Genomic DNA, 26,907 nt, shown 5'->3' with positions numbered 1-26,907 from the left:
CCGACAATGCCGTAGACCTCCCGGGAAACTCCTGGTCAGCCGGTCCGTCCGGGCTCCGGGTCCGGTCGTCGCACTCCCACTCGTTCCGCCCGAGGGGCGGGCCGCACGGCAGGCGCGAATGTGACGGCGGGAATGTGACGACAGGGCCTAAGATGACGTGCTCCGGCCATCCCCGCGGCAACCGCCTCACAGGTGCCGCCCTACCCCGCGCCGACGCGAAGTCCCCCACCGGCGCTGCGACGATGGACTTCCAGACCTCACAGTCAGCACAGGCATCCCACTCACCACAGTCGTCCCGCCGGCCCGACTCGGCCCATATGTTCCAGGTCGATCTCCGGGGTCTGGTGGATCTGCTCTCGCACCACCTGTACTCCAGCCCCAAGGTCTACCTGCGCGAACTGCTCCAGAACGCCGTGGACGCCATCACCGCCCGGCGCGCGGAGGAGCCCGGCGCCCCCGCGCGCGTACGACTGTTCGCGGACGGCGACACCCTGCGGGTGGAGGACACCGGCGTCGGTCTCACCGAGTCCGACGTGCACGAGCTGCTGGCCACCATCGGCCGCAGCTCCAAGCGGGCCGACGGCCTGCGCGAGGCGCGCTCGGACTTCCTCGGCCAGTTCGGCATCGGCCTGCTGGCCTGCTTCGTGGTGGCCGAGCGGATCCGGGTGGTCAGCCGCAGCGCCCGTACGCCCGACGCCCCGCCCGTGGAGTGGACGGCGCGCGACGACGGCTCGTACACCGTGCGGGCCCTCCCGGACTCCGCCCGCCCGGAACCCGGCACCACCGTGCACCTCCGGGCCCGGGCCGGGACGGGCGAGTGGCTCACCGAGCAGCGTGTGCTCGCACTGGCACGGGACTTCGGGTCGCTGCTGCCGTACGACGTCCGGGTGGGCGAGGAGCCGGTCACCGATCTGCCGGCACCGTGGGACCGGGCCTACCCCTCCCCCGCGGCCCGCCGGGTCGCCCTGGCCCGGTACTGCCACGAGGCGTTCGGGTTCACCCCGCTGGACACCATCGGCCTGGACGTGCCGCTGGCCGGGATCCGCGGGGTGGCGTACGTGCTGCCGTCGGCGGTCAGCCCGGCGCAGCGGGCGGGTCACCGCGTGCACCTGAAGGGCATGCTGCTGACCGAACGGGCCGAACAGCTGCTGCCCGACTGGGCGTTCTTCGTGCGCTGCGTACTCGACACCGACAGCCTGCGGCCCACCGCCTCGCGGGAGTCGCTGTACAAGGACGAGACGCTGGCCGCCGTGCGCGAGGCGCTCGGGGAGCGGATCCGGTCCTGGCTGGCCTCTCTCGCGGCCGGCGACCCGGAGCGGCTGACGGCGTTCCTCTCGGTGCACTTCCTGGGCGTGAAGTCCCTCGCCCGGCACGACACGGAGATGCTGCGCACGATGCTGCCGTGGCTGCCCTTCGAGACGACCGACGGGCGGCTCTCCCTGGAGGAGTTCGCGCAGCGCCACCCCGTCGTGCACTTCACGCGCACGGTCGAGGAGTACCGGCAGGTCGCGCCGATCGCCTCCGCGCAGGGCATCGGCGTCGTCAACGGCGGCTACACCTACGACAGCGAGCTGGTCGAGGCACTGCCGTCGGTGCGCCCGGGGACGGCGGTGGCCGAGCTGGACGCGGACATCGTGACCGCGCACCTGGACTCCGTCGACCCGGCCGAGGAGCTGGCCCTGTCGGGCTTCCTGGCCGCCGCGCGGAACCGGCTGGACCCGCTGGGCTGCGACGTCGTGCTGCGCGCCTTCCACCCGCTGTCCGTGCCGGCGCTGCACCTGGACGACCGGGCGGCCCGGCACGAGCAGGCCCGCGCCGAGGCCGAGGCGCAGGCCGACGACCTGTGGGCGGGCATCCTCGGCTCGCTGCGGGGCGGCGCCCCGCGCGCGCGTCTGGTGCTCAACCACCTCAACCCGCTGATCCGCCGGATCGGTTCGCTGGGCGACCCGGAGCTGATCGGCACGGCGACCGAGTCGCTGTACGGGCAGGCACTGCTGATGGCGCAGCGCCCACTGCGGCCGGCGGACTCGGCGCTGCTGAACCGGGCGTTCATCGGCCTGCTGGAGTGGGCCACGCACAGCGGCACCGACTCGACGGGGGACGGCCGGCGATGAGTGACATCACCGACTTCGACTCGCTGCGCCGGGAGATCGCCGCCAACGGCGAGCGGCCGGAGGGTCCGGCCCGCAACGCGCGCGCGGAGCGGCTGCTCGCCGAGGCCGAGAGGCTGAACATCCCGCTCGCCGTGATCGAGGCGCTCGGACACCAGCTGAAGGTCTACAACTACAGCTCCGAGAAGGACAGGATGTTCGTCCCGTTCGCGCGGCTGCTGCGCATGTGGGACGAACGCCCGGAGGACTTCGACGAGTACGAGACCCACTCGCTGCACTGGGTCTTCAAGTGGATGTCGGCGGGCATGCTGGGCCAGTCGCACATCCCGCTGGCCGCCGTCGAGAAGTGGCTCGGCGAGATGGAGCACCGCTACCGGCTCGCCGGCCACTCCGAACGTGCCGTGCGCAGCGCCGAGTTCAGCGTCGCCCGGCACGTCGGTGACCTCGCGCGGGCGGAGCGGGCGTACGCGGCGTGGCTGGCCGCCGACCGGGACCGCATGGCGGACTGCCACGCCTGCGAACTGCACGACCAGGGCAGGTGGCAGGCCGAGTGCGGCCGCGACGCGGAGGCGGTCGAGCTGTGGCGGCCGGTGCTGGACGGCGAGTTCTCCTGCGCCCACGAGCCGCACGGCGTCCTCGCCTCGTCGCTGATGCCGCTGCTGCGGCTGGGCCGTCCCGACGAGGCGCGCGCCCACCATCTGCGGGGCCTACGGCTGGTGCGGCCGATGGAGAGCATGCGCGGCGCCTACGCCGACCACGTGGAGTTCTGCGCGCTGACCGGCAACGAGGCGCGGGCCCTGGAGCTGCTGGCCGAGCGGCCGGCGTACTTCACGGACGACGGGAACCCGCTCGGCAGGCTGGACTTCCTGGCGGTGGCGGCCCTGCTCATGGACCGGCTGGTCGAGCTGGGGCGGGACGGGCAGGCGGTGCCCGGTCCGGCGGGGCGCGTCTGGACGGCCGGGGAACTCGCCGTGCACGCGCGCGCGGAGGCATCGGCCCTGGCGGCCCGCTTCGACGAGCGCAACGGCACGTCCCGGGTCGGCGAGCGGGCACGCGCGCGCATGGCGCGGCGCCCGCTGGTGGACCGGCTGCCGCTGGGCGTGCGCACGGCACGGCCCGCCGGCATCGCTCCGGCTCCCGCCGTGCGAGTCCCCGTTGAGGCGGCGGCCGAAGCGGCGGCCCCCGAAGAAGCCGGCCTGCCCGCGCTGATCGCCGAGGCGCGACGGCTGTCGGACACCCTGCGGCCGCACGCCATGGAGGCGTGGGCGGCGGTCGCGCGGGCCGCGCAGGGCGTCGAGCTGGAGGCGCGGGACCGGGCCGAGATCGCCGACCACGAGGCGATGGACCGGGGCCCCGAGGGCGCCGCGCTGTTCGAGCGCGCCGCCGAGTGGTACGCGCGGGCGGGCGATCTTGGCGAGGCGCTGGCGGCACGCTCGCGTGCGGCGTACGTGAGGGCGCTGACCGGCGACGTGGACGGGGCGCTCACCGCGGTCGCCGAACCCTACGAGCGGGTCCTCGCGTTGTACGCCGAGGAGGGCACCGGCCTACGGCAGGCCGCGTCCGTGGTGATGGGACGGGCGCGGATCCTGATGCGGCCGGTGCACGAGGCCGAAGGGCCCGTGGACCCGGGGACGCTGTCCGCCGCCGAGGAGGCCGCGCGCGAGGTCCTGGCCCTCGTGGAGGGGCACGCCGGGGACGATGTGCGGCTCGCGTCCCGGGCGGCCGAGGCGCGGGCGATGCTCGCCGAGACCGCCGCGCGCACCGGGGACCTCCGGGGGGCCGCGGAGCTGTTCGGGCGGGCGGCGGCCGAGTACGTCGGGGCGGGCCTGCCGTGGTTCGCGGTGGAGTACGAGGCCCGGCTGGCGGCCCTCGCGCACCACCTGGGCGACCCGGAGGGCGCCGAGCGGGCCCTGCGGGCGGCCCTGGAGCACGGCGGGGCGCATCTGGAGGCCGTGGGCCGGGCACAGCTGCACCTTCAGCTCGCCGAGGTGCTCGGCGGCCTGGACCGGACCGAGGAGGCGGCGGAACACGCCCTGGAGGCGGCGCACTGGGCCGACGTGGCGGACGAAGGACCGGCGCTCGGGGCCTGGGCCCGGCAGCAGCTCGGCGGCCTGCTGCTGCGGCTGGGGCGGTGGGCGGAGGCCGCGGAGGTGCTGGAGTCCGCGCTGCCCGACCTGTCCGCCGAGACGCACGGCGACGGGGCCGTCGTACAGACGCAGTGGTGGCTCGGCGACTGTCTGAGCGAGCTCGGGGAGCACCGTGCGGCAGCCGAACGCAGGCTTCAGGCCGCCGAGACCGCCCGGCACTGGTCCGAGCAGCAGGACCACGCGAGCCTCGCTCATCTGGCCGCCGAGTCGCTGAGCCGGGCCGGGCTGCACGACGAGGCGGACCGTGCCTACACGCGCGCGGGCGACCTGTGGCGCTCCCTGGGCGACGTGCACGGCCTGGTCCGCGCCCTGCGCGCACGCGCGTGGCTCGCGCTGGGCACCGAGGCCGGCCCGGACGCGGCGCGGGAGCTGATGGAGGCCGCCGTCACCGAGTGCGAGGCGGCGCTGGACGCGGTGGACGACACGGCGGCGCGGCAGCGGCTCGTCGCCGAACTCGGGCACACCCAGCGGCAGTTCGGTGATCTGCTCGCGGACAGCGCGCAGGACGAGGGGGACGGGGCCGCGTCCGAGGAGGCCCTGTCCAGGCTGGAGCGGGCGATCGCCGCCTTCGCCCTGCTGGGTCCGGCCGCCGTGTACGACCGGACCGGAGCGGAACTCGCCGCGGGATGGCTGGCGTTCGGCCTGGGCCGCCCCGCCGAGGCCAAGGCCCGCGCGCGTGCCGTGCTGGCGGCCTACGAGCACGCGGACGACGAGGACGGCAGACCTCGTTCCCGCCGTACGGAAGCCGAAAGACTCCTGCGAGCCCCCGAGGTGGAGGGATCCGCGGACTGAGGCTCACTCCACCCCGATGAGCAGCAGCGCCCCCTGCCGGCCGCCCCGGTGGACCACCGTGTCGACGGCGAGGTAGGACTCGCGGACGCGGGTCTGGAGGCGGTCGGCGATCGCGTCGGGGGCCTCGTCGCCGAGGACGAGGGTGACCAGTTCGCCGCCCGCCGAGAGCATGCGGTCCAGGACGGTCTCGGCGGTGGCCGCGACGTCCGAGCCGATCACGGCCACGTCGCCGTCGATGAGGCCGAGGACGTCACCGGCCTGGCAGATGCCGGCCGTGGTCCAGGACTGGCGTTCCGCGACGGTGACCTCGGCGTGGCGGGTGGCGCCGGCCGCCGAGGTCATGGCGACGACGTCCTCGTCGAAGCGGCGCCCCGGCTCGTGCACGGCGAGGGCGGCGATGCCCTGCACGGCCGAGCGGGTCGGGATCAGTGCGACGCGGACGCCCTCCCCGCGGGCCTGCTCGGCCGCGGCGGACGCGGTGTGGCGCAGCTCGGGGTCGTTGGGCAGCAGGACCACCTCGCGCGCGTGTGCCCGCCGTACGGCCTCGACGAGCTCCCCGCTCGCGAGCTGCTCCCCGGGCCGGGCGAGCACCGCGGTCGCCCCGGCCTCGGAGTAGAGCGCGGCCAGGCCCTCGCCGGGCACGACGGCCACCACGGCGCGCTGGGCCCGCTCCCGGTGCGGCCGTCCGGACCCGCCGGTGTGCGCGTCACCGGCGCCGAAGTGCGTGATCCGGATCCGGTGCGGCCGCCCGGCCTCCACGCCCGCCTCCACGGCGGCTCCGGCGTCGTCGACGTGCACGTGCACGTTCCACAGGCCGTCGCCGCCGACCACGACGAGGGAGTCCCCGAGCCCGTCGAGACGCTCGCGCAGCCGGGCGACGGCCGTGTCCTCGGCGTCCAGCAGGTAGATCACCTCGAAGGCGGGACCGCTCGCGGGCGGCGCGCAGGCGCCGGGCCCGTCGTCCTCGGCGGGGCACACGCGCGCGTGGGGCACGAGCGGCCGGCCGTCAGCCGCCACCGCGGCTGCCGAGGGGGATGCGCCCTGCTCCGGCGTGCGCCCCGTGAACGTCTCCACCAGGGCCGCGAGGACCGCCACCAGCCCCCGCCCGCCCGCGTCGACCACCCCGGCGCGCTCCAGGACCGCCAGCTGGCCGGGGGTCGCGGCGAGGGCCGCGCACGCTCCCTCGTAGGCGGCCAGCGCGACCGTCCCGCAGTCTCCCTCGGCTCCGGTGGCCGCGTCCGCGGCGGCCGAGGCCACCGACAGGACCGTGCCCTCCATCGGGTGCGCCACGGCCTGCCGGGCGGAGTCGGCCGCGCGCCGCAGGGCCAGGCACAAACCGAGCCCGTCGGTGTGCGCGCGGTCACCGTCGGCGGCGAACACCTGGGCCATGCCGCGCAGCAGCTGGGCGAGGATCGTCCCGGAGTTGCCGCGGGCCCCGATCAGCGCGCCGTGCGCCATCGCCCGCGCGGCGTCGGCCAGGGAGGGGCCGGAGGCAGTCCCCTCGGCCGCGCCGGTCCCGCCGCCCACCTCGTGCGCGGCGAACACGGCCTCCACCGCCGCGGCGGCGGACTCCACGGTCAGATACAGGTTGGTGCCGGTGTCCCCGTCGGCCACGGGGTAGACGTTGATCGCGTCGATCTCCTCGCGCGCGCGTCCCAGCGCCCGCAGCGCGAGTCCGCACCAGGTGCGCACCGCCGGCGCGTCGAACGTCTGCGGCACCTGCGCCACCTGCGCCTCCCTGAGCTGCTGGACTGGACGCAGCGTAGACCCCGGGGCGGTGCCTGACGGAAGAGGGCCCGCGCGGGCCCCGGAGCCACCGTGGTAGTTTCGCCCTACGGACGCAGCCGTTGTATGCTGCTCCGGTTGCCCGATCCTGATCGGGCTCTCCCCTGGCAACGCCACTCGGATTTCAAGTTTCAAGAGCGTTCTCTGAGCCTGAGATCTTGATCCCGGCATGCCGGGATCAACCGTAAGTGCATCTGAAGTCTTTGGAGTGACCCGTGGCTGCCAACTGCGACGTCTGCGGCAAGGGGCCGGGCTTCGGCAACAACATCTCGCACTCGCACCGCCGTACGTCCCGTCGCTGGAACCCGAACATCCAGCGTGTGCGTACCGTGGTCGGCGGGACGCCGAAGCGCGTGAACGCCTGCACCTCGTGCATCAAGGCCGGCAAGGTCTCGCGCTGACGCACAGCAACAGCTAAGCGCGCGGCCACCGCTGGTTCGCTGCACTGAGCCGGTCCACCTCGGTGGACCGGCTTTTTGCCGTACCCGCGCACGCCATACCCGCGCACGCCATGCCCGCGCACGCCATGCCCGCGCAAGCCGTACCCGCGCACCCGGACCCCCGGTCGGTGCGCGGGCCGCGCGACTACCCCGCCCGAGGCCCGCCCAGGGCCCACCCGTGGTCCACGGGCCCGATCCCCCCGCCGAGCGCGAAGCCGGCCGCGATCGCCCCGGTGACGTACTCCTTGGCCGCCGCCACGGCCTCCGGCACGGAATCGCCCCTCGCCAGGTGCGAGGCGATCGCGGAGGCGAGGGTGCAGCCGGTGCCGTGCGTGTGCCGGTTGTCGTACCGCGAGGCGCGCAGCCAGTGCTCCTCGGCGCCGTCGGTGAGCAGGTCCACGGCCTGGTCCCCGCCCTCCCGCACAGTCTGGTTCCCGCCCTTCCCCCCGGCGTCTCCGGCGAGATGGCCGCCCTTGATCAGCACCCACTTCGGCCCGAACGCCAGCACCGCCTCCGCGGCCTCCCGCATCTGCCCCTCCGTCCGGACCCGGACGCCGGTCAGCTGGGCCACCTCGTCGAGGTTCGGCGTGGCGACGGTCGCCACCGGCAGCAGCCTGGTCCGTACGGTCCGAAGCGCGGACGCGGCAAGGAGCGGGTCGCCGTGCTTGGAGACGCCGACCGGGTCGACGACCGCGGGCGCGTCGGTCCCGGCGATCAATTCCGCGACGGCCCCGGCCAGTTCCGCCGAGGCCAGCATCCCGGTCTTGACCGCCTGGACGCCGATGTCGTCCACGACGCTGCGGTACTGGGCCCGGACCGCCTCCACGGGCAGTTCCCACGCGCCCTGCACGCCGAGCGAGTTCTGGGCGGTGACCGCGGTGATCACGCTCATGCCGTGCACACCCAGGGCGAGCATCGTCTTCAGGTCGGCCTGGATGCCGGCGCCGCCGCCGGAGTCGGAGCCCGCGACGGTCAGCACACGGGGAGGGGCGGCGGTCATGACTCGATGTCCCCGAAGTGGTCCCAGCCGCCCTTGCTGGTCCACAGCGCGCCGTCGACCGTGACCTGGGGCACGGCCGAGGGGCTGAGCACTTCGCCGATCACCTTCCAGCGGGCCGGCAGCTTCACGTCCGGGGGGAAGGCCGCCACGATCGCGTGGTCCTCGCCCCCGGTCAGCACCCACTGCAACGGGTCGACGCCGACGGCCTGCCCGATGTCGTTCATCTGTGAGGGGATGTCTATGGCTCCGGAGCGGATGTCGATGTGGACCTTGCTGGCCTCCGCGATGTGCCCGAGGTCGGCGATCAGTCCGTCGCTGACGTCGCACATCGCGGTGGCGCCGAGCCCGGCGGCCGCGGGACCCGCGTGGTACGGCGGCTCGGGACGGCGGTGGGCCTCGACGAAGGCGCGGGGCGAGCGGAAGCCCCGGGAGAGCACCGCGTATCCGGCCGCGGACCAGCCCAGCCAGCCGGTCACCGCGATCAGGTCGCCGGGTTGTGCGCCGGCGCGGGTGACGGGCTCGTGGTTGCGCAGATCGCCGAGCGCGGTGATCGACACCATGATCGTGTCGCCGCGCACCACGTCGCCGCCGACGACGGCGGCCCCGGCGACCTGGCACTCGTCGCGCAGCCCGTCCATCAGCTCGGTGGGCCAGGTGACCGGGAGCTCGGAGGGGACGACCAGGCCGAGCAGCAGCGCGGTCGGCACGGCGCCCATGGCGGCGATGTCCGCGAGGTTCTGGGCGGCCGCCTTGCGGCCCACGTCGTAGGCCGTGGACCAGTCCCGGCGGAAGTGCCGCCCCTCCAGGAGTATGTCTGTGCTCGCCACGACCCTGCGGTCGGGGGCGGCGACCACCGCGGCGTCGTCGCCGGGGCCGACCCGGACCGCCGGGGTGGTGGTGAGACGGGAGGTGAGCTCCCTGATGAGCCCGAACTCCCCGAGCTCACCAACAGTGCCCTTCATCGACCTTTCGCCCCTTCTGTCCCTGTACGTTCCCGGTCGCGCTTCAACGCGGTCCTCGCTACGGTCGAGATGACCGTCAACTTCTGTCCTACCTGCACCCCGGCGCGTGCGTCACGGTCTTCCCGGGTCTCCCCACGGCGCGTGACGACGCGATACCGTGGCGTTCCTTTTCCCCCACATGATCCTCGTGGCCGCCCTGGAGGTTCCGTGGTACAGGCGTACATCCTGATCCAGACGGAGGTCGGCAAGGCGTCGACCGTCGCCGAGACGATCAGCAAGATCCCTGGGGTGATCCAGGCCGAGGACGTGACGGGCCCGTACGACGTCATCGTGCGCGCCCAGGCCGACACGGTGGACGACCTGGGTCGCATGGTGGTCGCGAAGGTCCAGCAGGTGGACGGCATCACGCGCACCCTGACCTGCCCGGTCGTGCATCTGTAGCCCCCGTCTACCCTTGGCCGGTGAGCTTCTTCCGTCACCGGCTTCTCGGCCTGCCCGTTCTCGCCGCGCTGATCACCGCCGCGGGCTGTTCCCCAAGCGACGACAGCGCCACCGTGACGGTTCCCCGCCCACGGCCGTCGGTTGCCGAACTGTGCCGGAATCTGGACAGGGAACTGCCTGGGAAAGTGGACGGACTGAGCCGCGAGGACCCCCGGCCCGCCTCCGCGCTGACCGCGGCTTGGGGAAGCCCGGCGATCATACTGCGCTGCGGTGTCCCGCGGCCCGCCGCGATGGACGATCCGGAGGCCGACGGGGCCGAGGTGAACGACGTGGGCTGGCTGCTGCAGAAGCAGGGGGACAGGTCGTTCCGCTTCACCACCACGCTGCGCCTGGCCTATGTGGAGGTGACGATCCCCGCGGGGCGGACGGACCACGGGGTGGCGCCGCTGGTCGATCTGGCCCCGGCCGTGAAGAAGGCGATCCCCAAGGGGATCGCCGACTGAGCGCACGGCACGCGCCGTGGGGGTCCCGGACGTCCGCCGGCACCCGCTGCCCCCTGGGCGCGCGTCCTCAGCGCAGGCCCGTCGAGCGGCGCAGCGCCGCCTGGATCAGCCGGTCCACCAGTTCCGGGTAGCTGATCCCGCTCGCCTGCCACATCTGCGGGTACATCGAGATGGGCGTGAAGCCGGGCATGGTGTTGATCTCGTTGATCACGAACTCGCCGTCCTCGGTGAGGAAGAAGTCCGCGCGCACCAGGCCCTCGCAGGAGGCCGCCTCGAACGCCTCCACCGCGAGCCGCCGCACCTCGGCGGTCTCCTCGTCGGTCAGCGGGGCGGGCACGACGCCGGGCGTGGAGTCGATGTACTTGGCCTCGAAGTCGTAGTACGCGTGCGCCTCGGGCGGCGGGATCTCGGCCGGTACGGAGGCCCGCGGGCCGTCCTCGAACTCCAGCACGCCGCACTCGATCTCGCGGCCGCGCAGCGCGGCCTCCACGAGCACCTTCGGGTCGTGCCGCCGGGCCTCCTCGACCGCCTCGTCCAGGCCGGAGAGGTCGTCGACCTTGGTGATGCCGATCGACGAACCGGCGCGCGCGGGCTTCACGAACAGCGGCCAGCCGTGCTCGCCGGCGAAGTCGACGATCTTCTTGCGGGCGGCGGACGGGTCCCGCGCCCACTCGCGCGGCCGGATCACCACGTACGGGCCGACCTTGAGCCCGAAGGAGGTGAACACCCGCTTCATGTACTCCTTGTCCTGGCCGACGGCCGAGGCGAGCACGCCCGAGCCCACGTACGGCACGCCGGACAGCTCCAGGAGGCCCTGGAGGGTGCCGTCCTCGCCGTAGGGGCCGTGCAGCACCGGGAAGACCACGTCGACCTCGCCGAGCGCCTTGGGCACCGAACCGGGCTCGCTGTAGACGACTTCGCGGTTGGCCGGGTCCACGGGGAGCACCACGCCGCCCTCGGCGGAGTCGGTGAGCTCCTCGACGTTCGGGGTGCGGCCCTCGGTGATGGCCATGCGCTCCGGCTCGTCGGCGGTCAGGGCCCAGCGGCCGTCGCGGGTGATGCCGATCGGCAGGACCTCGTACTTGGTCCGGTCGATGGCGCGCAGCACCGCGCCCGCGGTGACCACGGAGATTCCGTGTTCGGAGCTGCGGCCGCCGCACACGACGGCCACGCGGGGCTTGCGGGACGGCTGCTCGGGGCTCTGGGGGAGGTTCTCGCTGCTCATATCGCGATGAGAGTACCCGCTGGTATCCACGGCGTCAGTGCCCGCATGGGCACCGTAGCTCAGCGTCGCACGGACGGTCGCGCAACGTGATGCGGACGGCCGAACGGCGCCGGTTTCAGCGGCGTTCGGGCTTGGCGCTGCGCGACATCAGCTCCCGGAGGGCCACCACAGGCGGCTTGGCCTCGTGCACGATGCCGACGACGGTCTCGGTGATGGGCATGTCGACGCCGTGCCGGCGGGCCAGATCCAGCACCGACTCACAGGACTTGACGCCCTCGGCGGTCTGCTTGGTGACCGCGATGGTCTCCTGGAGGGTCATGCCCTTGCCGAGGTTGGTGCCGAAGGTGTGGTTGCGCGAAAGCGGCGAGGAGCAGGTGGCCACCAGGTCGCCGAGGCCGGCGAGTCCGGAGAAGGTCAGCGGGTCGGCGCCCAGGGCCATGCCCAGCCGGGTGGTCTCGGCGAGACCGCGGGTGATGAGCGACCCCTTGGCGTTGTCGCCGAGCCCCATGCCGTCCGCGATACCGACGGCCAGACCGATCACGTTCTTGACGGCGCCGCCGAGTTCGCAGCCGACCACATCGGTGTTGGTGTACGGCCGGAAGTACGGGGTGTGGCAGGCGGCCTGCAACCGCCGGGCCACCGCCTCGTCGGTGCACGCGACCACGCCGGCGGCCGGCATGCGGGCGGCGATCTCCCGGGCCAGGTTGGGCCCGGTGACGACGGCGATGCGGTCGGCGCCCACCTTGGCGACGTCCTCGATCACCTCGCTCATCCGCATGGCCGAGCCCAGTTCGACACCCTTCATCAGGGAGACGAGCACTGTGTCCGGGGCGAGCAGCGGCGCCCATTCGGCGAGGTTCGCCCGCATGGTCTGCGAGGGGATGGCGAGCACCGTGAAGTCGGCGTCGCGGGCGGCCTCGGCGGCGTCGGCCGTGGCCCGCAGGTTCTCCGGGAGTTCGACTCCGGGCAGGTAGTCGGGGTTGGTCCGGGTGGAGTTGACCGCGTCGACGAGTTCGGCGCGGCGGGCCCACAGGGTCACCTCGCAACCGGCGTCGGCGAGGACCATGCCGAAGGCGGTGCCCCACGATCCGGTACCGAAGACGGCCGCCTTGACCGGCTTGCTCACGTGCCCTGCCCCTCTTCCTGCACGGATTCCCGCACGGCCGGCCCGCGCTGCGCGGCCGGCACGGTCCTGCCCTGGTTCTGCGACTCGGTGCGGCGGCGCTGCTCGATCCGCTCCCGCCGCGGATCGTACGGCTCGGCGGGCGCCTTCTCGCCGCGGATCTCCTCCAGCCGGCGGGTGATGGCCGCCATGATGACCTCGGTCGCCTCCTTCAGCAGTTCCGGGGTCATCTCCTGGTCGTAGAAGCGGGAGAGGTCCACGGGCGGTCCGGCCAGCACGTGGTGGGTCTTGCGGGGCAGCAGGTGGGGCTTCTTGGCGTAGGGCGGCAGCAGTTCGTTGGCGCCCCACTGGGCGACCGGAATCACCGGGCACTTGGTCTGGAGGGCGACCCGGGCGGCGCCGGTCTTGCCGGTCATCGGCCAGCCGCCGGGGTCGCGGGTGAGGGTGCCCTCGGGGTAGAAGGCGACGCACTCGCCGCGCTCCACGGCGTCGATGGCGGCCCGGAACGCGCTCAGCGCGTCCGTGCTCTCGCGGTAGACGGGGATCTGCCCGGTGCCGCGCATCGCGGCACCCACCAATCCCTTCTTGAAAAGCCCGCTCTTCGCCAGGAATCGCGGCACTCGGCCGGTGTTGTACTGAAAGTGGGCGTACGCGAAGGGGTCGACGTGCGAATTGTGGTTCACCACGGTGATAAATCCGCCGTCGGCAGGAATGTTCTCCATTCCGCGCCAGTCCCGCTTGATCAGAACCACCAGTGGCGGTTTGCAGATCACCGCTGCGAAGCGATACCAGAAGCCGATTCTGCGGCGGGGCACGCGGACACCTTCCTCTAGGGCCTGGGGGCCGCACAAGTGTCGCCCCAGGCCGCCTGTCTGTCGAGAACACCGTACGCCCGCACGTCACCGGGAAGCGCTCTTGGAAGGAGCTTCGCGCCCCTCCCCTTCCCGGTCCCCCCGGACGGTCCGGGGGGACTCCGGGAGACAATGACGACCACACGAGAGGGGCGGAACGCCGGTGCAGTGGACCTTGGTCATCCCCCTGAAGCCCCTGACCCGGGCCAAGAGCAGGCTTTCGGACACCGCCGGCGACGGGGTGCGTCCCGGCCTGGCCCTCGCCTTCGCCGTGGACACGGTGGCGGCCTCGCTGGCCTGCCCCGCGGTGGCGGATGTGGCGGTCGTCACGGACGACGCCGAGGCCGGGCGGGAACTGGCGGCGCTGGGCGCCCGGATCGTCGCCGACGAGCCGCGGGCCGGTCTGAACGCCGCGCTCGCGCACGGGGCGGCGGTCGTACGGGCCTCGCGCCCCCGAAGTCCGGTGGCGGCCCTGAACGCCGATCTTCCCGCGCTGCGGCCCATGGAATTGGCCCGGGTTCTGGAGGCGGCCGCACAATTCCCGCGGGCATTTCTCGCGGATTCCGCGGCCATCGGCACGACTTTGCTGGCGGCGTCCCCCGGGCATCCGCTGCTTCCGGCTTTCGGCGCCGATTCCCGGGCCCGCCACCGGGCGTCCGGCGCGATGGAACTGTCCCTTCAGGCGGTGGAATCCGTACGCCGGGACGTGGACACCGGGCACGATCTGCGGGCTGCGCTGGCCCTCGGCGTGGGACCGCGGACGGCCGCCGCCGCCGCGCGGCTGCCGGTCCCGGGACAGTAGGCTGCCATCATGCACGCGACCGCATACACGTACGACCCCGAAAGCCGCAGCGGGCAGGTGCTCCTGGACGACGGGACCCCGGTGCCCTTCGACGCGCCGGCGTTCGACGCGGGCGGTCTGCGGCTGCTGCGGCCGGGGCAGCGAGTGCGGATCGAGACCGAGGGCGAGGGGAACGGCCTGCGGATCACCCTGGTGACGCTGCAGACCTTCTGAGCAGGCAGGAAGGCCGTCCGGTCGGCGCGAGAGGCCTTCCCCGCCGGGCGGACCGGGCTGGGCGTGCCCGAACACGCCGCGGGCCGGGCTCCCTCGGGAGTCCGGCCCGGCGCGTGAGTACCCTGCGCCGCTACTTGCCGCGGGCAGTGGTCTTCTTGGCGGTGGTCTTGCGGGCGGTCGACTTCTTGGCGGGGGCCTTCTTGGCCGTCACCTTCTTCGCCGGCGCCTTCTTGGCCGTGGTCTTCTTGGCCGCGGCCTTCGTGGCCGTCGTCTTCTTGGCGGCCGCCGTGGTCTTCTTCGCCGCCGCGGTGGTCTTCTTGGCAGTGGTCTTCTTCGCCGCCGCGGTGGCCTTCTTGGCGGTGGTCTTCTTCGCCGCCGCGGTGGCCTTCTTCGCCGCGGCCTTCTTTCCGACGGCCTTGGCGATGGTGGCGGTCGGGCCGGACAGGCTGCCCTTGGGCGCCTTCTTGACCGCGATGTCGTGCTTCGGGAGCTTCTTCGAGCCGCTCACCAGGTCTTTGAAGCCCTGGCCGGCCCGGAAGCGGGGAACGGAGGTCTTCTTGACCCGCACCCGCTCACCCGTCTGCGGGTTGCGCGCATAACGGGCGGGACGGTCGACCTTCTCGAAGGACCCGAAGCCGGTGACCGAGACCCGGTCTCCCGCGACGACCGCGCGGACGACGGCGTCCAGTACCGCGTCCACCGCATCGGCGGCCTGCTGGCGGCCGCCCATCTTGTCGGCAATCGCTTCTACGAGCTGCGCCTTGTTCACGTCTTCCCCTTCGGAGACCTTGCCAGAACGAAAGTGTTCAAGCGTTTTCGCACGTTAGGCAGATATATACCGCAAATCAAACACGAAACGGGCTAATCACCCTTGTGCCGCAACGGACTCGACGGCCTCGGGCTGTTCAGCCTTCCTCGCTGGGGATTCGCCCCTGGTCGAGGTCTTCCGTGAACCGCTCCAGACGCCTTGTCGCACCGGCGAGATCGTGCTTGGCCGCGGCCGTAATGACCAGCAGCTTCCGGGTCAGCGCCATCCGTACGCTCTCCGGGACTTGCAGTGCGCGCACCCTTTCGTGCGCTTCCTTGAGCTGGGCCGCGACCGCCGTATAGAGCTCGAGTTGGCCGTCGTTGTCCATGCACAGATTGTGCCATCTGGGGCGAGTTGTCGCCTGCGCTGGGGGGCAACTGACGCCCGTGACGACCATCCGGGCGGCTGCGGCGGGCGGGGTCCGGAACCTCGTCTACCCCAGCAATAACCCGCTTAACGTGGGAAGTTGAGTGCCTCGACGGCGGCGCGCCGGGTGGCACGGGCGCCAAAACGGCTGTACCCCCGATCGCCTCGATCGGGGGTACAGCGGGGTCATACGGTGGCCGAAAGACGACTTGTCACAGCGCCGGGGAGCGGTGCCCGGCTCGGCGGTCGATCATCGGCCGGGGCGCTGGATCAGACCGGCAGGGTGCGCGGCTTGAAGGCCGGGCGCTTCGCCTCGTAGGCGGCGATGTCGCTCTCGTTCTGGAGGGTGATGGAGATGTCGTCCAGCCCGTTCAGCAGCCGCCAGCGGGAGTTCTCGTCCAGCTCGAAGGAGGCGGTGATCCCCTCGGCGCGCACCTCGCGGGCGACCAGGTCGACGGTCACCTCGGCCTCGGGGTCCTTCTCGGTGAGCTCCCACAGCGCGTCCACGACCTTCTGGTCCAGGACCACGGTCAGCAGACCGTTCTTCAGCGAGTTGCCCCGGAAGATGTCCGCGAAGCGGGAGGAGATCACGGTCTTGAAGCCGTAGTTCTGCAGCGCCCAGACGGCGTGCTCGCGGGAGGAGCCGGTGCCGAAGTCGGGGCCGGCGACCAGGACCGTGGCGCCGTGGCGCTCCGGACGGTTGAGCACGAACTCGGGGTCCTTGCGCCAGGCCTCGAACAGCCCGTCCTCGAACCCGTCGCGGGTGACCTTCTTGAGCCAGTGGGCGGGGATGATCTGGTCGGTGTCGACGTTGCTGCGGCGCAGCGGGACGGCCCGGCCGGTGTGGGTGGTGAAGGCTTCCATGATTCTCAGACTCCAGCGGGCGTGGGGGCGTCGGACAGGTCGGCCGGGCAGGCCAGGTGGCCGAGGACCGCGGTGGCCGCGGCGACCTGCGGGGAGACCAGGTGCGTGCGGCCGCCCTTGCCCTGCCTGCCCTCGAAGTTGCGGTTGGAGGTGGAGGCGGACCGCTCGCCGGGGGCCAGCTGGTCGGGGTTCATGCCCAGACACATCGAGCAGCCCGCGTGCCGCCATTCGGCGCCGGCCTCCTTGAAGACCACGTCCAGGCCCTCGGAGACGGCCTGGAGACCCACGCGCGCGGAGCCGGGGACGACCAGCATCCGTACGCCGTCGGCGACTTTGCGGCTCCGCAGGATCTCGGCGGCGGCGCGCAGGTCCTCGATGCGGCCGTTGGTGCAGGAGCCTACGAAGACGGTGTCCACACTGATGGAGCGCAGCGGCTGTCCGGCCTCCAACCCCATGTATTCCAGGGCCTTTTCGGCGGCCAGGCGCTCCGATGCGTCTTCGTACGAAGCCGGGTCGGGGACGGCTGCCGAAAGCGGCGCGCCCTGGCCGGGGTTGGTGCCCCAGGTGACGAACGGGGACAGTGCGGCGGCGTCGATGACGACCTCGGCGTCGAAGACGGCGTCGTCGTCCGAGCGCAGGGTCTTCCAGTACGCCACGGCGGCGTCCCAGTCCTCGTCCCGGGGGGCGTGCGGGCGGCCCTGGAGGTAGGCGAAGGTGGTCTCGTCGGGGGCGATCATGCCCGCGCGGGCGCCGGCCTCGATGGACATGTTGCAGATGGTCATGCGGGCCTCCATCGAGAGCTTCTCGATGGCGGAGCCGCGGTACTCCAGGATGTAGCCCTGGCCGCCGCCGGTGCCGATCCTCGCGATGATCGCCAGGATCAGGTCCTTGGCCGTGACGCCCTCGGGCAGTTCGCCCTCGACCGTGATCGCCATGGTCTTCGGGCGGGCCATCGGCAGGGTCTGGGTGGCGAGCACGTGCTCGACCTGGGAGGTGCCGATACCGAACGCCAGCGCGCCGAAGGCGCCGTGCGTGGAGGTGTGCGAGTCACCGCAGACCACGGTGGTGCCCGGCTGCGTCAGGCCCAGCTGCGGTCCCACCACGTGGACGACGCCCTGCTCGACGTCGCCCAGCGGGTGCAGCCGCACCCCGAAGTCCGCGCAGTTCTTGCGCAGCGTCTCCAGCTGGACACGGGAGACGGGGTCCGCGATGGGCTTGTCGATGTCGAGGGTCGGGGTGTTGTGATCCTCGGTCGCGATGGTCAGGTCGAGCCGGCGCACGGGGCGGCCGCTCTTGCGCAGGCCGTCGAAGGCCTGGGGGCTGGTCACCTCGTGCAGCAGGTGCAGATCGATGAAGAGGAGGTCGGGCTCGCCCTCGGCGCGCCGGACGACGTGGTCGTCCCAGACCTTCTCCGCGAGTGTCCTACCCATCGCTTTCCCTCCGGCCGGACGCCAAGGGCGCCGGCCCAACTAGAGATCTTGAGGATGCGGCACCCGCGCCCCCCTCCGGGCGTCCGCCGCCGAGCCCGCCGGTCCACGGGCCGCCATGACTTCCAGAGTGGCGTGTTCCACGGAAAATTGAACTTGCGTTTCACAGAGTGAGACGCAAGTATCGTTGCATGGACAACAGTAGCGGCGTCGGCGTTCTGGACAAGGCAGCCCTTGTCCTGAGCGCTCTGGAGTCCGGTCCGGCCACCCTCGCGGGTCTGGTCGCGTCCACCGGACTGGCACGACCCACGGCCCACCGGCTGGCCGTGGCGCTGGAACACCACCGCATGGTGGCGCGCGACATGCAGGGCCGGTTCATCCTCGGCCCGCGCCTCGCGGAACTGGCCGCGGCCGCGGGCGAGGACCGCCTGCTGGCCACCGCCGGGCCGGTGCTCACGCACCTGAGGGACGTGACGGGCGAGAGCGCGCAGCTCTACCGCCGCCAGGGCGACATGCGCATCTGCGTCGCCGCGGCCGAGCGCCTGTCCGGCCTTCGGGACACCGTCCCGGTCGGCTCCACTCTCACGATGAAGGCCGGCTCCTCGGCCCAGGTCCTGATGGCCTGGGAGGAGCCGGAGCGGCTCCACCGCGGCCTCCAGGGCGCCCGCTTCACGGCGACGGCCCTGTCGGGCGTACGGCGCCGTGGCTGGGCTCAGTCGATCGGCGAGCGCGAGCCGGGCGTCGCGTCCGTCTCCGCGCCCGTACGCGGCCCCTCGAACCGCGTGGTGGCCGCCGTCTCGGTCTCCGGCCCCATCGAGCGCCTCACCCGCCACCCCGGCCGCATGCACGCCCAGGCGGTCATCGACGCCGCCGCGCGCCTGTCCGAGGCCCTGCGCCGCTCCGGCTGACTCAAGAAACCGCGAGGGCCGGCCTCAACGCCGCGGCAGGCCCTTCCGGCAGTCGACTCCCCCACCCGCCGACCCACCGACCGGCTCCGGTCGAGACCCACGACAAGCAGGGACCCGCCCCTCCGCAGCCCACTGGGGGCGGGGAGCGGGAATCCTGCGGAAACGCCGAAGGGCCCTCCCGAGGGAGGGCCCTTCCGACTGCGTACCCCCGACCGGATTCGAACCGGCGCTACCGCCTTGAGAGGGCGGCGTGCTAGGCCGCTACACAACGGGGGCTTGGACACTGCGTTTCCGCAGGTCCGAGCTGGTCTACCTGGACTCGAACCAAGACTAACTGAACCAGAATCAGTCGTGCTGCCAATTACACCATAGACCAATGATGGTTTAGACCAGTCGTACCCCCGACCGGATTCGAACCGGCGCTACCGCCTTGAGAGGGCGGCGTGCTAGGCCGCTACACAACGGGGGCCCTAGCGATCCTGCATCGGCAACAACGGGTGCGACCCTGATTGTTCCCGCGAGAAGGATCTGTACCCCCGACCGGATTCGAACCGGCGCTACCGCCTTGAGAGGGCGGCGTGCTAGGCCGCTACACAACGGGGGCCTGCGGATGAAATCCGCGGTGCAGATGAGCTCTGCGAGCTGGCCTACCTGGACTCGAACCAAGACTAACTGAACCAGAATCAGTCGTGCTGCCAATTACACCATAGGCCACTGAAAAGCAAGATCTTGTGAGGATCCTGTTTTAGTGTTGCACTCGCGGGTTCCGGACCTTCGGCCCGCGCCCCGCGGCGCAGGAAGAACATTACCCGAAGGTGGACGGGGCTCCAAAACGAGTATCGGAGCCGAGGATCGCGGGCAGTTCGGCGAGCGAGGCGATCCGGTGCCGGCCCGCGCCGTCGTGGTCTCCGGCGTGCACGCCCGCGCGGTCGATCCAGACCGACAGCAGCCCGGCCTCGGCGGCGCCCCGCCCGTCGATCTCCGGGTGGTCGCCGACGTACGCCACCTGGTGCGGGCCGAGTTCCAGTGCCTCGCAGGCCGCGTGGAACGCCCGTGGCTCCGGCTTGGACACCCCGAGTTCGGCGGCGCACAGCACGGTCTCGAAGCGGTCGCGCACGCCGAGGGCGCGCAGCTTGCGTTCCTGGACGTGGATGCTGGAGTTGGACAGCACGGCGTGCCGGTGGCTGGCGGCGAGCGCGTCCAGGACGGGCAGCACGTCCGGGAAGAGCGCCCAGGCGGCCTCGTAGTGGCCCAGGTAGCGCTCGAACCACGCGTCGATCACGTCGTCGGTCAGCTCCGGCCGGGCGAGGAAGTCCCGCACCCGGTCCCGCCGCTGCTCCTCGAAGGTCGCCTCCCCCGCCGAGAACCGCGCCCACTGCGCGTCGGTGATCCGCCGCCAGTGGGCCAGGGCCTCCTCCACGGTCCCGTACCCGTCCAGCAGTCCCTCGGCCACCAGGTGCGCCCGCATGCCGGCCCGGTCGGCGGTCGTGTAGTCGAAGAGGGTGTCGTCGACGTCCCACAGGACCGCTCTGATCGCCATGCCACCGACGGTACCGTCCGGACCGCCGCGCGGGGGCGGGCCGCTGAAAGATCCGTTCCCGGCAGGCGGTGCCGAACGCCGAGGGGCGGCACCCCGGCCGGGTGCCGCCCCTCGCGCGTACCTGTGACAGCCGTACCTGTGACGGCCGTATCCGTGTCAGCGCCGCACGCTCACGCCGCCAGCTTCGCCAGCGCCGCGTCGATACGGGCCAGGGTCCTCTCCTTGCCCAGGATCTCGAGGGACTCGAAGAGGGGCAGGCCGACCGTGCGGCCGGTGACGGCCACGCGGACCGGGGCCTGGGCCTTGCCGAGCTTGAGGCCGTGGGCCTCGCCGGCGGCCAGGACGGCCTCCTTCAGGGAGTCGGGGGAGGTCCAGTCGGCCGACTCCAGCTTCTCCCGGGCGGTGCGGAGCAGGGCGTCCGAGCCCTCCTTCATCGCCTTGGTCCAGCTCGGCTCGTCGAAGACCGGCTCGGGCAGGAACAGGAAGTCCACGTTGTCCGTGATCTCGGACAGGACCTTCAGACGCGTCTGCGCCTGCGGGGCGATCGCCTGCCACTTGGTCTCGTCGAAGTCCTCCGGGGCCCAGGGGGCGAACGGGGCCTGGAGCCAGGGACGGCAGCGCTCGGTGAAGTCCTTCGCGTCGAGCAGCCGGATGTGGTCGGCGTTGATCGCCTCGCACTTCTTCAGGTCGAAGCGGGCCGGGTTGGGGTTCACGTCCGCGATGTCGAAGGCCGCGACCATCTCCTCGACGGAGAAGATGTCCCGGTCGGCGGAGAGCGACCAGCCGAGCAGCGAGAGGTAGTTGAGCAGACCCTCGGGCAGGAAGCCGCGCTCGCGGTAGAGGTTCAGCGACGACTGCGGGTCGCGCTTGGAGAGCTTCTTGTTGCCCTCGCCCATCACGTACGGCAGGTGGCCGAAGGACGGGATCTCCTTGGCGATGCCCAGTTCCATCAGCGCCTTGTACAGGGCCACCTGGCGCGGGGTGGAGGAGAGCAGGTCCTCGCCCCGCAGGATGTGGGTGATCTCCATGAGCGCGTCGTCGACCGGGTTGACCAGCGTGTACAGCGGGGCGCCGTTGGCGCGGACGATGCCGTAGTCCGGGACGTTCTCCGGGGTGAAGGTCAGCTCGCCGCGGACCAGGTCGGTGAAGGTGATCGTCTCGTCGGGCATGCGGAAGCGGACGATCGGCGCCCGGCCCTGGGCCTTGTACTCCTCCACCTGCGCGGCGGTCAGGTCGCGGCAGTGGCCGTCGTAGCCGGACGGCTTGCCGGCCGCGCGGGCGGCCTCGCGACGGCTGTCCAGCTCCTCCTGGGAGCAGTAGCAGTGGTAGGCATGGCCGGCCTCGAGCAGCTTGTGGGCGACGTCCTGGTAGATGTCCATGCGCTGCGACTGCCGGTACGGCGCGTGCGGTCCGCCCACCTCGGGGCCCTCGTCCCAGTCGAAGCCCAGCCAGCGCATCGCGTCGAGCAGCTGGTTGTAGGACTCCTCGGAGTCGCGGGCCGCGTCGGTGTCCTCGATGCGGAAGACCAGAGTGCCCTGGTGGTGCCGGGCGAACGCCCAGTTGAACAGGGCGGTGCGGACCAGGCCCACATGGGGGTTACCGGTGGGAGACGGGCAGAAACGGACGCGTACGGGGGAGTCGGATGCGCTAGCCACGCTTGACAACCTTGTTGGTGAGAGTGCCGATGCCTTCGATGGTGACGGCGACCTCGTCGCCGACGTTGAGGGGGCCGACCCCAGCCGGGGTGCCCGTGAGGATCACGTCGCCGGGGAGCAGCGTCATGGCCTCGGAGATGTTGACGATCAGATCCTCGATCGGGTGGATCATCTCGCTGGTACGGCCCAGCTGCCGCTGCTCGCCGTTGACGGTGAGCTGGATGGTCAGGTCGGCCGCGGCGGTGAGGTCGATGTCCGTCTCCACCCAGGGGCCGAGCGGGCAGGAGGTGTCGAAGCCCTTGGCCCTGGCCCACTGCTTCTCGCGCCGCTGCACGTCGCGGGCGGTGACGTCGTTGGCGCAGGTGTAGCCGAAGATCACGTCCTTGACGCGCTCGCGCGGGACCTCCCGGCACATGCGGCCGATGACCACGGCCAGCTCGGCCTCGTGGTGCAGTTCCTGGGAGAAGGAGGGGTACTGGATCGGGTCGCCGGGGCCGATCACCGAGGTGGACGGCTTGAAGAAGGCGAACGGCGCGTCGGGCACCTCGTTGCCGAGTTCGCGTGCGTGCTCGGCGTAGTTGCGGCCGAAGGCCACGACCTTGTTGGGGAGCACGGGCGGCAGCAGCCGTACCTTGCTCAGCGGCACCCGGGTGCCGGAGAGCTCGAAGTCCGCGAACGGGATGCCCTTGATGATGTCGAGGACGAGCTCGTCCGGCTTGTCGCCCTCGACCGCGCCGAAGGCGACGTTCCCGTCGATGGAGAACCTGGCGATGCGCACGGGTTGCTTGGCCCCTTGACTGAAGCGGCTGGAGTCTGACGCTCCAGGCTAACGCGGCCGGGACCCCGGACCTCGCGCCATTACGGCGCACGGGGCACGAAGGCGGGGCGCCCCGCGTGCGGGACGCCCCTGGATCTGCGGCCATGGCCGGACCGCGTGCTACTCCGCGACGGCGGCCGCGACGGGCACCTCCATGAGGATCGTGCGCCGGGGGTTGGCGGTCTGCTCGGGGAGGGAGACGGAGTGCTCCGGCTGCTCCGGCGTCGGCAGCGCGTCGGCTCCTTCGAGGTGCATCAGCGTCGTGCGCCGGGGGTTGGCTATGGTGCGGAACATCATCGTCGTCTTCACGGTTGTACGAGACCTTGTCGTCTTCGGGCACCGGGAGGTCCGCATGACCCCCGCGTGGGCGCCGGTTGTCGGATTTGCCATCCCTGTAAAGCGTCAGGCTAAACATTCAATTCCCGACCGAAGACGTGAAGAGCCTGTGATGTCGGTGTGAGTTTGCTCACGAACGCCTCGACAATCCAGACAATTCCTGAGCGCGTTCCCCGCCAACGAATCGGACATTGACTCACTGAAGCCACCATTCCGCTCCCGATCATGGCGACTGGGACACCTCAAGTGACTCGCGGGTACGTAGCGAAATGTCCCCTATACGGGAGATCACTTTCCACATCAGGTAATCCGTCACTCACGGGCTGTCACGGAGGTCACAGCCTGGTCCACATGCCTTGTTGGAGATCCGGCACTGTGCTGGAATGCCACGGACCGCTGCAGGATCAAGCCGGCGCGCAGGGGGCGCAACGCAGCGCCGAGCGGCGGTGAGAAGGGGGAACCAGCGCCGGTCACTCACGACCATCCGGGAAGTGTGTTCAGGGCGCTTCCCACAACGCCGACACCGTCCTTCCGCTCGCGCGGAGGGGCGCCTGGTCCAGAGGTTGCGACGCTAGTGCAGGGACGTTTCAAGAGGGATGGCAGCGCTTCGGCGGAGCCGGAGCCGCACGGCGGGACTGGCCCCATGGCCGTCAGCTCCTCGCCCCAGCACGCCCAGAACCCGGCCCCGGCCGGCGACGGCGCAGAGCGCCCCGGACGCTCGGGCACGACCGGCCCGACGGGTGCGTCGGCGTCGTCGAGCCAGGCTCCGGCGGCCAAGCAGGCCGGGAGCCAGGGGCCGTCGGGCCCCGGCTCACGCATGGCCCTGCGCAACTGGCGCATCTCCACGCGTCTGGTGTCGCTGCTCGCCCTGCCCGTGGTCGCTGCGACCTCGCTGGGCGGGATGCGTATCAGCCAGAGCATGGACGACATCCAGCAGCTCGACAACATGAAGCTGCTGACGGAGATGACCAAGCAGGCCACCGAACTGGCCGCCGCGCTCCAGGAGGAGCGCGACCAGTCCGCCGGCCCGCTGGCGCAGCACTCCAGCGCGGCCGCCATCACCATCAAGGGCTACCGGGACCGGACCGACCGGGCCCGGGACAACTTCGTCTCCGCGTCCGAGGAGATCGACGCCGCCAGCAAGGACGGCAACCTCCTGGGTGTCCGCGACACCCTGGTCGGCCTGGCGAGCGACCTCAACGGCCTCACCAAGATCCGCAAGGACGCGTACCAGTCCGAGCAGAACTCGGCCCGGACGGTCGAGAGCTACCACCGGCTCATCACCGAGCTGCTCGCCCTCTCCCAGGACATGGCCGAGGCGACCAGCAACCCGCAGATGATCCAGCGGACGCGTGCGCTGGCCGCCTTCTCCTCCGCCAAGGAGTACGCGTCCGTCCAGCGCGCCGTCATCGCCGCCGCGCTGCCGGGCAACAACACCAGCACCGGCAAGCTCTCGGAGAACGACCGCCTCTACGCCCAGCAGGCGCTGGAGAGCCAGATCTCCGACCTCAACGGCTTCCGCAACATCTACGGGGAGGGCTCCGAGGAGCTCATCAAGCCCATCGAAGAGGGCAACCCGACGATCCTGTCCGCGGACACCTACGCCAAGCGTGTCCTGGACGGCCCCGACGGCCTGAAGCAGGCGAACAAGCGCTCCTACAAGGACTGGGTCGACGACAGCTCCACCAAGATCCAGCAGATGAAGAACATCGAGCACACGCTGCTCGAGGAGATGGAGCAGAAGGCCCGCGAGCTGCGCAGCGCCACCGAGTACGACGCCATCGTCTCCGGTGTGCTGATCCTGCTCGTGCTCGGCGTGTCGCTGGTCGGCGCCTTCGTCGTGGCCCGCTCCATGATCCGCTCGCTGCACCGGCTCCAGGAGACCGCCACCAAGGTCGCCCAGGACCGTCTGCCCGAGCTGGTCCGGCAGCTGTCCGAGTCCGACCCGCAGGACGTGGACACGTCCGTGGAGTCGGTCGGTGTGCACTCCCGGGACGAGATCGGCCAGGTGGCCGCGGCCTTCGACGACGTGCACCGCGAGGCGGTCCGCCTCGCCGCCGAGCAGGCCCTGCTGCGGGGCAACGTCAACGCGATGTTCACCAACCTCTCGCGCCGCTCCCAGGGTCTGATCCAGCGCCAGCTGTCACTGATCTCCGAGCTCGAGTCCCGCGAGGCCGACCCGGACCAGCTGTCCTCGCTGTTCAAGCTCGACCACCTCGCCACGCGCATGCGGCGTAACGGTGAGAACCTCCTCGTCCTCGCCGGTGAGGAGCCCGGCCGCCGCTGGACCCGTCCGGTCCCGCTGGTCGACGTGCTCCGCGCCGCCGCGTCCGAGGTGGAGCAGTACGAGCGCATCGAGCTGGCCTCGGTGCCGGGCACCGAGGTCGCCGGCCGGGTGGTCAACGACCTCGTGCACCTGCTCGCCGAGCTGCTGGAGAACGCGACCTCGTTCTCCTCGCCGCAGACCAAGGTCAAGGTCACCGGTCACGCGCTGCCGGACGGGCGGGTGCTGATCGAGATCCACGACACCGGTATCGGTCTGTCCCCGGAGGACCTCGCCGCGATCAACGAGCGGCTCGCCTCGCCGCCCACCGTGGACGTGTCGGTCTCCCGCCGCATGGGCCTCTTCGTGGTCGGTCGTCTGTCCCAGCGCCACGGCATCCGCATCCAGCTGCGCCCCTCCGACTCCGGTGGTACGACGGCTCTGGTCATGCTGCCCGTCGACGTCGCCCAGGGCGGCAAGAAGCCGGGCGCGGGCAAGCCCGGCGGCCCGTCCGCGGGTGGTCCGGCGGCCGCGGCTGCCGCCGCCGGCGCCGCAGCGGCCCGCCGGCAGGGCGGTCAGCAGGGCGGCGGAACCCTCGGCGCGGGCGGTCAGCAGGGCGGGGCCGGCCGGCTCGGTCCCGGAGCCGCTCCGCGCGGCCAGGTCGGTGGCGGCCAGGGGCCGCGGGCCGCGCTGCCCGGCGCCGGCCGCCAGGGCGGTCCGAACGGACCGCGTGGCCAGCAGGGTCCGGGGCAGCCGCAGCAGGGCCGCCCGGCCGCTACGGGCATGGCCGGCGGCTTCGACGGCCAGGCACCCGGCGGGCCGCAGGGTCCCGGTGCGGGCGCTCCGCAGGGCTTCGGCGACGGCCGGCACCCGGCCGCCTCGCAGGGCTTCGGCGACGGACGCCGCCAGGACGCCTTCGGCGGCCCACGCGGTGGTGTTCCCCCGCAGCGCGGTAACGGCGCGGAGGCGGGCCGGCAGCCGCAGTTGCCGCCGCGCGGTGGCCCGCGGGCCGAACTGCCGGGCGGCAACGGTCCGTCCCGTACGCCGGGTTGGGGCGACGAGAACGCTCAGGGCCGGGCCGTGCTGGACGCGCCGCGCGGCCACGACGAGCAGGACCCGTCGCAGACCTCCCGGATGCCTCGGATCGACGACCGGCAGGGACCCGGCTCGACGGCCGAGATGCCTCGCTTCGACGACCGTCAGGGACCCGGCTCCGCAGCGGATACCTCGGCGTTTCCCCGCCCCGACTTCAACGCCCCCCACCCGGGCGCCAACGACGCCCAGAACACGGGCGAGTTCGTCCGCTCGGACGTCTACGGTCCGTCCGGGCAGAACAACCCCGCCGACACAGGCCGGTTCGCGGCCCAGCAGGGGTACGACAACGGCTCCACCGGCCAGTTCGCGGCCCAGCAGGGATACGACAACGGCCCCACCGGCCAGTTCGCGGCCCAGCAGGGATACGACAACGGCCCCACCGGCCAGTTCGCGGCCCAGCAGGGATACGACAACGGCCCCACCGGCCAGTTCG

The 26,907-nt window shown here is 72.1% G+C and carries 23 protein-coding genes and 5 tRNA genes; 9 read left to right on the top strand and 19 right to left on the bottom strand.

Annotation, left to right across the window (positions count from 1 at the left end):
- The first annotated feature begins 242 nt into the window (after window positions 1-242).
- Both ACFY3J_RS09795 and ACFY3J_RS09790 read left to right on the top strand, forming a co-directional pair.
- On the top strand, window positions 243-2,114 hold the full coding sequence (locus ACFY3J_RS09795; RefSeq protein ID WP_390840676.1) for an HSP90 family protein: 1,872 nt from the start codon (window positions 243-245) through the stop codon (window positions 2,112-2,114).
- Window positions 2,111-5,050, top strand: a complete 2,940-nt coding sequence (locus ACFY3J_RS09790) for a tetratricopeptide repeat protein (protein WP_390840675.1) — start codon at window positions 2,111-2,113, stop codon at window positions 5,048-5,050. Before ACFY3J_RS09795 ends, ACFY3J_RS09790 begins: the two co-directional genes overlap by 4 nt.
- Before the next feature lie 3 nt (window positions 5,051-5,053).
- On the opposite strand, the gene ACFY3J_RS09785 is transcribed toward ACFY3J_RS09790, so the two are convergent.
- Complete coding sequence (locus ACFY3J_RS09785; protein ID WP_390840674.1) at window positions 5,054-6,778, bottom strand: DAK2 domain-containing protein; 1,725 nt, start codon at window positions 6,776-6,778, stop codon at window positions 5,054-5,056.
- 272 nt (window positions 6,779-7,050) lie between these two features.
- Here ACFY3J_RS09785 and rpmB point away from each other — a divergent pair, with 272 nt between their 5' ends.
- Window positions 7,051-7,236 carry a 50S ribosomal protein L28 gene (rpmB, locus tag ACFY3J_RS09780; protein ID WP_003993230.1) on the top strand — a complete coding sequence of 62 codons (186 nt, stop codon included), beginning with the start codon at window positions 7,051-7,053 and terminating at the stop codon, window positions 7,234-7,236.
- Window positions 7,237-7,420: 184 nt separating this feature from the next.
- Here the strand turns inward: rpmB and thiD are convergent, their stop codons facing one another.
- Together thiD and ACFY3J_RS09770 are read right to left on the bottom strand one after the other, a co-directional pair.
- The gene (thiD, locus tag ACFY3J_RS09775) at window positions 7,421-8,275 is read right to left on the bottom strand and encodes a bifunctional hydroxymethylpyrimidine kinase/phosphomethylpyrimidine kinase (RefSeq protein ID WP_384182524.1); all 855 of its coding nucleotides are present in this window, start codon (window positions 8,273-8,275) and stop codon (window positions 7,421-7,423) included.
- Window positions 8,272-9,237: a thiamine-phosphate kinase gene (locus ACFY3J_RS09770; protein WP_390840673.1), complete on the bottom strand. Its 966-nt coding sequence runs from the start codon at window positions 9,235-9,237 to the stop codon at window positions 8,272-8,274. Before ACFY3J_RS09770 ends, thiD begins: the two co-directional genes overlap by 4 nt.
- A gap of 207 nt (window positions 9,238-9,444) precedes the next feature.
- Here ACFY3J_RS09770 and ACFY3J_RS09765 point away from each other — a divergent pair, with 207 nt between their 5' ends.
- Together ACFY3J_RS09765 and ACFY3J_RS09760 are read left to right on the top strand one after the other, a co-directional pair.
- The gene (locus ACFY3J_RS09765; protein WP_003997603.1) at window positions 9,445-9,678 is read left to right on the top strand and encodes an Lrp/AsnC family transcriptional regulator; all 234 of its coding nucleotides are present in this window, start codon (window positions 9,445-9,447) and stop codon (window positions 9,676-9,678) included.
- A gap of 20 nt (window positions 9,679-9,698) precedes the next feature.
- Window positions 9,699-10,181 carry a DUF3515 domain-containing protein gene (locus tag ACFY3J_RS09760; protein ID WP_390840671.1) on the top strand — a complete coding sequence of 161 codons (483 nt, stop codon included), beginning with the start codon at window positions 9,699-9,701 and terminating at the stop codon, window positions 10,179-10,181.
- A gap of 67 nt (window positions 10,182-10,248) precedes the next feature.
- On the opposite strand, the gene ACFY3J_RS09755 is transcribed toward ACFY3J_RS09760, so the two are convergent.
- From ACFY3J_RS09755 to ACFY3J_RS09745, 3 genes are all read right to left on the bottom strand, one after another.
- A complete protein-coding gene (locus tag ACFY3J_RS09755; protein ID WP_384182515.1) occupies window positions 10,249-11,406 on the bottom strand; it encodes a D-alanine--D-alanine ligase family protein in 1,158 nt (385 codons plus the stop codon).
- 115 nt (window positions 11,407-11,521) lie between these two features.
- Window positions 11,522-12,532, bottom strand: a complete 1,011-nt coding sequence (locus tag ACFY3J_RS09750; RefSeq protein ID WP_384182512.1) for an NAD(P)H-dependent glycerol-3-phosphate dehydrogenase — start codon at window positions 12,530-12,532, stop codon at window positions 11,522-11,524.
- Complete coding sequence (locus ACFY3J_RS09745) at window positions 12,529-13,344, bottom strand: lysophospholipid acyltransferase family protein (protein WP_390840670.1); 816 nt, start codon at window positions 13,342-13,344, stop codon at window positions 12,529-12,531. The genes ACFY3J_RS09750 and ACFY3J_RS09745 overlap by 4 nt, the downstream gene beginning before the upstream one ends.
- A 199-nt stretch (window positions 13,345-13,543) precedes the next feature.
- On the opposite strand from ACFY3J_RS09745, the gene cofC reads away from it, so the two are divergent.
- Window positions 13,544-14,182 (top strand): 2-phospho-L-lactate guanylyltransferase, encoded by a 639-nt coding sequence (gene cofC, locus ACFY3J_RS09740; protein ID WP_384182507.1) that lies wholly within the window; start codon window positions 13,544-13,546, stop codon window positions 14,180-14,182.
- Between the two features lie 9 nt (window positions 14,183-14,191).
- On the top strand, window positions 14,192-14,395 hold the full coding sequence (locus tag ACFY3J_RS09735; protein WP_141358005.1) for a hypothetical protein: 204 nt from the start codon (window positions 14,192-14,194) through the stop codon (window positions 14,393-14,395).
- A gap of 130 nt (window positions 14,396-14,525) precedes the next feature.
- Here ACFY3J_RS09735 and ACFY3J_RS09730 read toward each other — a convergent pair whose 3' ends face one another.
- The 4 genes from ACFY3J_RS09730 to leuC form a co-directional block, all read right to left on the bottom strand.
- Window positions 14,526-15,164, bottom strand: coding sequence for an HU family DNA-binding protein (locus tag ACFY3J_RS09730; protein ID WP_225079404.1), 639 nt, complete (start codon window positions 15,162-15,164; stop codon window positions 14,526-14,528).
- Between the two features lie 136 nt (window positions 15,165-15,300).
- Complete coding sequence (locus tag ACFY3J_RS09725; RefSeq protein WP_384182501.1) at window positions 15,301-15,531, bottom strand: hypothetical protein; 231 nt, start codon at window positions 15,529-15,531, stop codon at window positions 15,301-15,303.
- A 308-nt stretch (window positions 15,532-15,839) separates the two neighbouring features.
- Entirely contained in the window at window positions 15,840-16,433 is a 594-nt protein-coding gene (gene leuD / locus ACFY3J_RS09720) for a 3-isopropylmalate dehydratase small subunit (RefSeq protein WP_376544794.1), read from the bottom strand.
- Window positions 16,434-16,438: 5 nt separating this feature from the next.
- Window positions 16,439-17,863, bottom strand: a complete 1,425-nt coding sequence (leuC, locus tag ACFY3J_RS09715) for a 3-isopropylmalate dehydratase large subunit (protein WP_390840669.1) — start codon at window positions 17,861-17,863, stop codon at window positions 16,439-16,441.
- Between the two features lie 188 nt (window positions 17,864-18,051).
- Between leuC and ndgR the strand changes: the two genes are divergently transcribed.
- Window positions 18,052-18,768, top strand: a complete 717-nt coding sequence (gene ndgR, locus ACFY3J_RS09710; protein ID WP_141358015.1) for an IclR family transcriptional regulator NdgR — start codon at window positions 18,052-18,054, stop codon at window positions 18,766-18,768.
- 203 nt (window positions 18,769-18,971) lie between these two features.
- On the opposite strand, the gene ACFY3J_RS09705 is transcribed toward ndgR, so the two are convergent.
- The 9 genes from ACFY3J_RS09705 to ACFY3J_RS09665 form a co-directional block, all read right to left on the bottom strand.
- Window positions 18,972-19,044: transfer RNA gene (locus ACFY3J_RS09705), tRNA-Glu, on the bottom strand.
- Window positions 19,045-19,072: 28 nt separating this feature from the next.
- Window positions 19,073-19,144: transfer RNA gene (locus ACFY3J_RS09700), tRNA-Gln, on the bottom strand.
- Window positions 19,145-19,164: 20 nt separating this feature from the next.
- A tRNA-Glu gene (locus tag ACFY3J_RS09695) sits at window positions 19,165-19,237 on the bottom strand.
- A 62-nt stretch (window positions 19,238-19,299) separates the two neighbouring features.
- A tRNA-Glu gene (locus ACFY3J_RS09690) sits at window positions 19,300-19,372 on the bottom strand.
- Window positions 19,373-19,410: 38 nt separating this feature from the next.
- Window positions 19,411-19,482 (bottom strand) — tRNA-Gln (locus ACFY3J_RS09685).
- Between the two features lie 91 nt (window positions 19,483-19,573).
- Window positions 19,574-20,308: an HAD family hydrolase gene (locus tag ACFY3J_RS09680; RefSeq protein ID WP_384182492.1), complete on the bottom strand. Its 735-nt coding sequence runs from the start codon at window positions 20,306-20,308 to the stop codon at window positions 19,574-19,576.
- A 170-nt stretch (window positions 20,309-20,478) separates the two neighbouring features.
- Window positions 20,479-21,963, bottom strand: coding sequence for a glutamate--tRNA ligase (gltX, locus tag ACFY3J_RS09675; protein WP_388479509.1), 1,485 nt, complete (start codon window positions 21,961-21,963; stop codon window positions 20,479-20,481).
- Window positions 21,956-22,741 (bottom strand): fumarylacetoacetate hydrolase family protein, encoded by a 786-nt coding sequence (locus ACFY3J_RS09670; protein WP_141358021.1) that lies wholly within the window; start codon window positions 22,739-22,741, stop codon window positions 21,956-21,958. The genes gltX and ACFY3J_RS09670 overlap by 8 nt, the downstream gene beginning before the upstream one ends.
- 159 nt (window positions 22,742-22,900) lie before the next feature.
- Entirely contained in the window at window positions 22,901-23,089 is a 189-nt protein-coding gene (locus ACFY3J_RS09665) for a hypothetical protein (protein ID WP_384182486.1), read from the bottom strand.
- A gap of 601 nt (window positions 23,090-23,690) precedes the next feature.
- Between ACFY3J_RS09665 and ACFY3J_RS09660 the strand changes: the two genes are divergently transcribed.
- Window positions 23,691-26,907: nitrate- and nitrite sensing domain-containing protein (locus ACFY3J_RS09660; RefSeq protein WP_390840668.1), on the top strand; the 3,217-nt coding region annotated here is incomplete at its 3' end.

The organism is Streptomyces sp. NPDC001231 (genome assembly GCF_042896885.1).
Taxonomy (GTDB): Bacteria; Actinomycetota; Actinomycetes; order Streptomycetales; family Streptomycetaceae; genus Streptomyces.
This window is presented reverse-complemented; position numbering and strand designations above follow the sequence as displayed.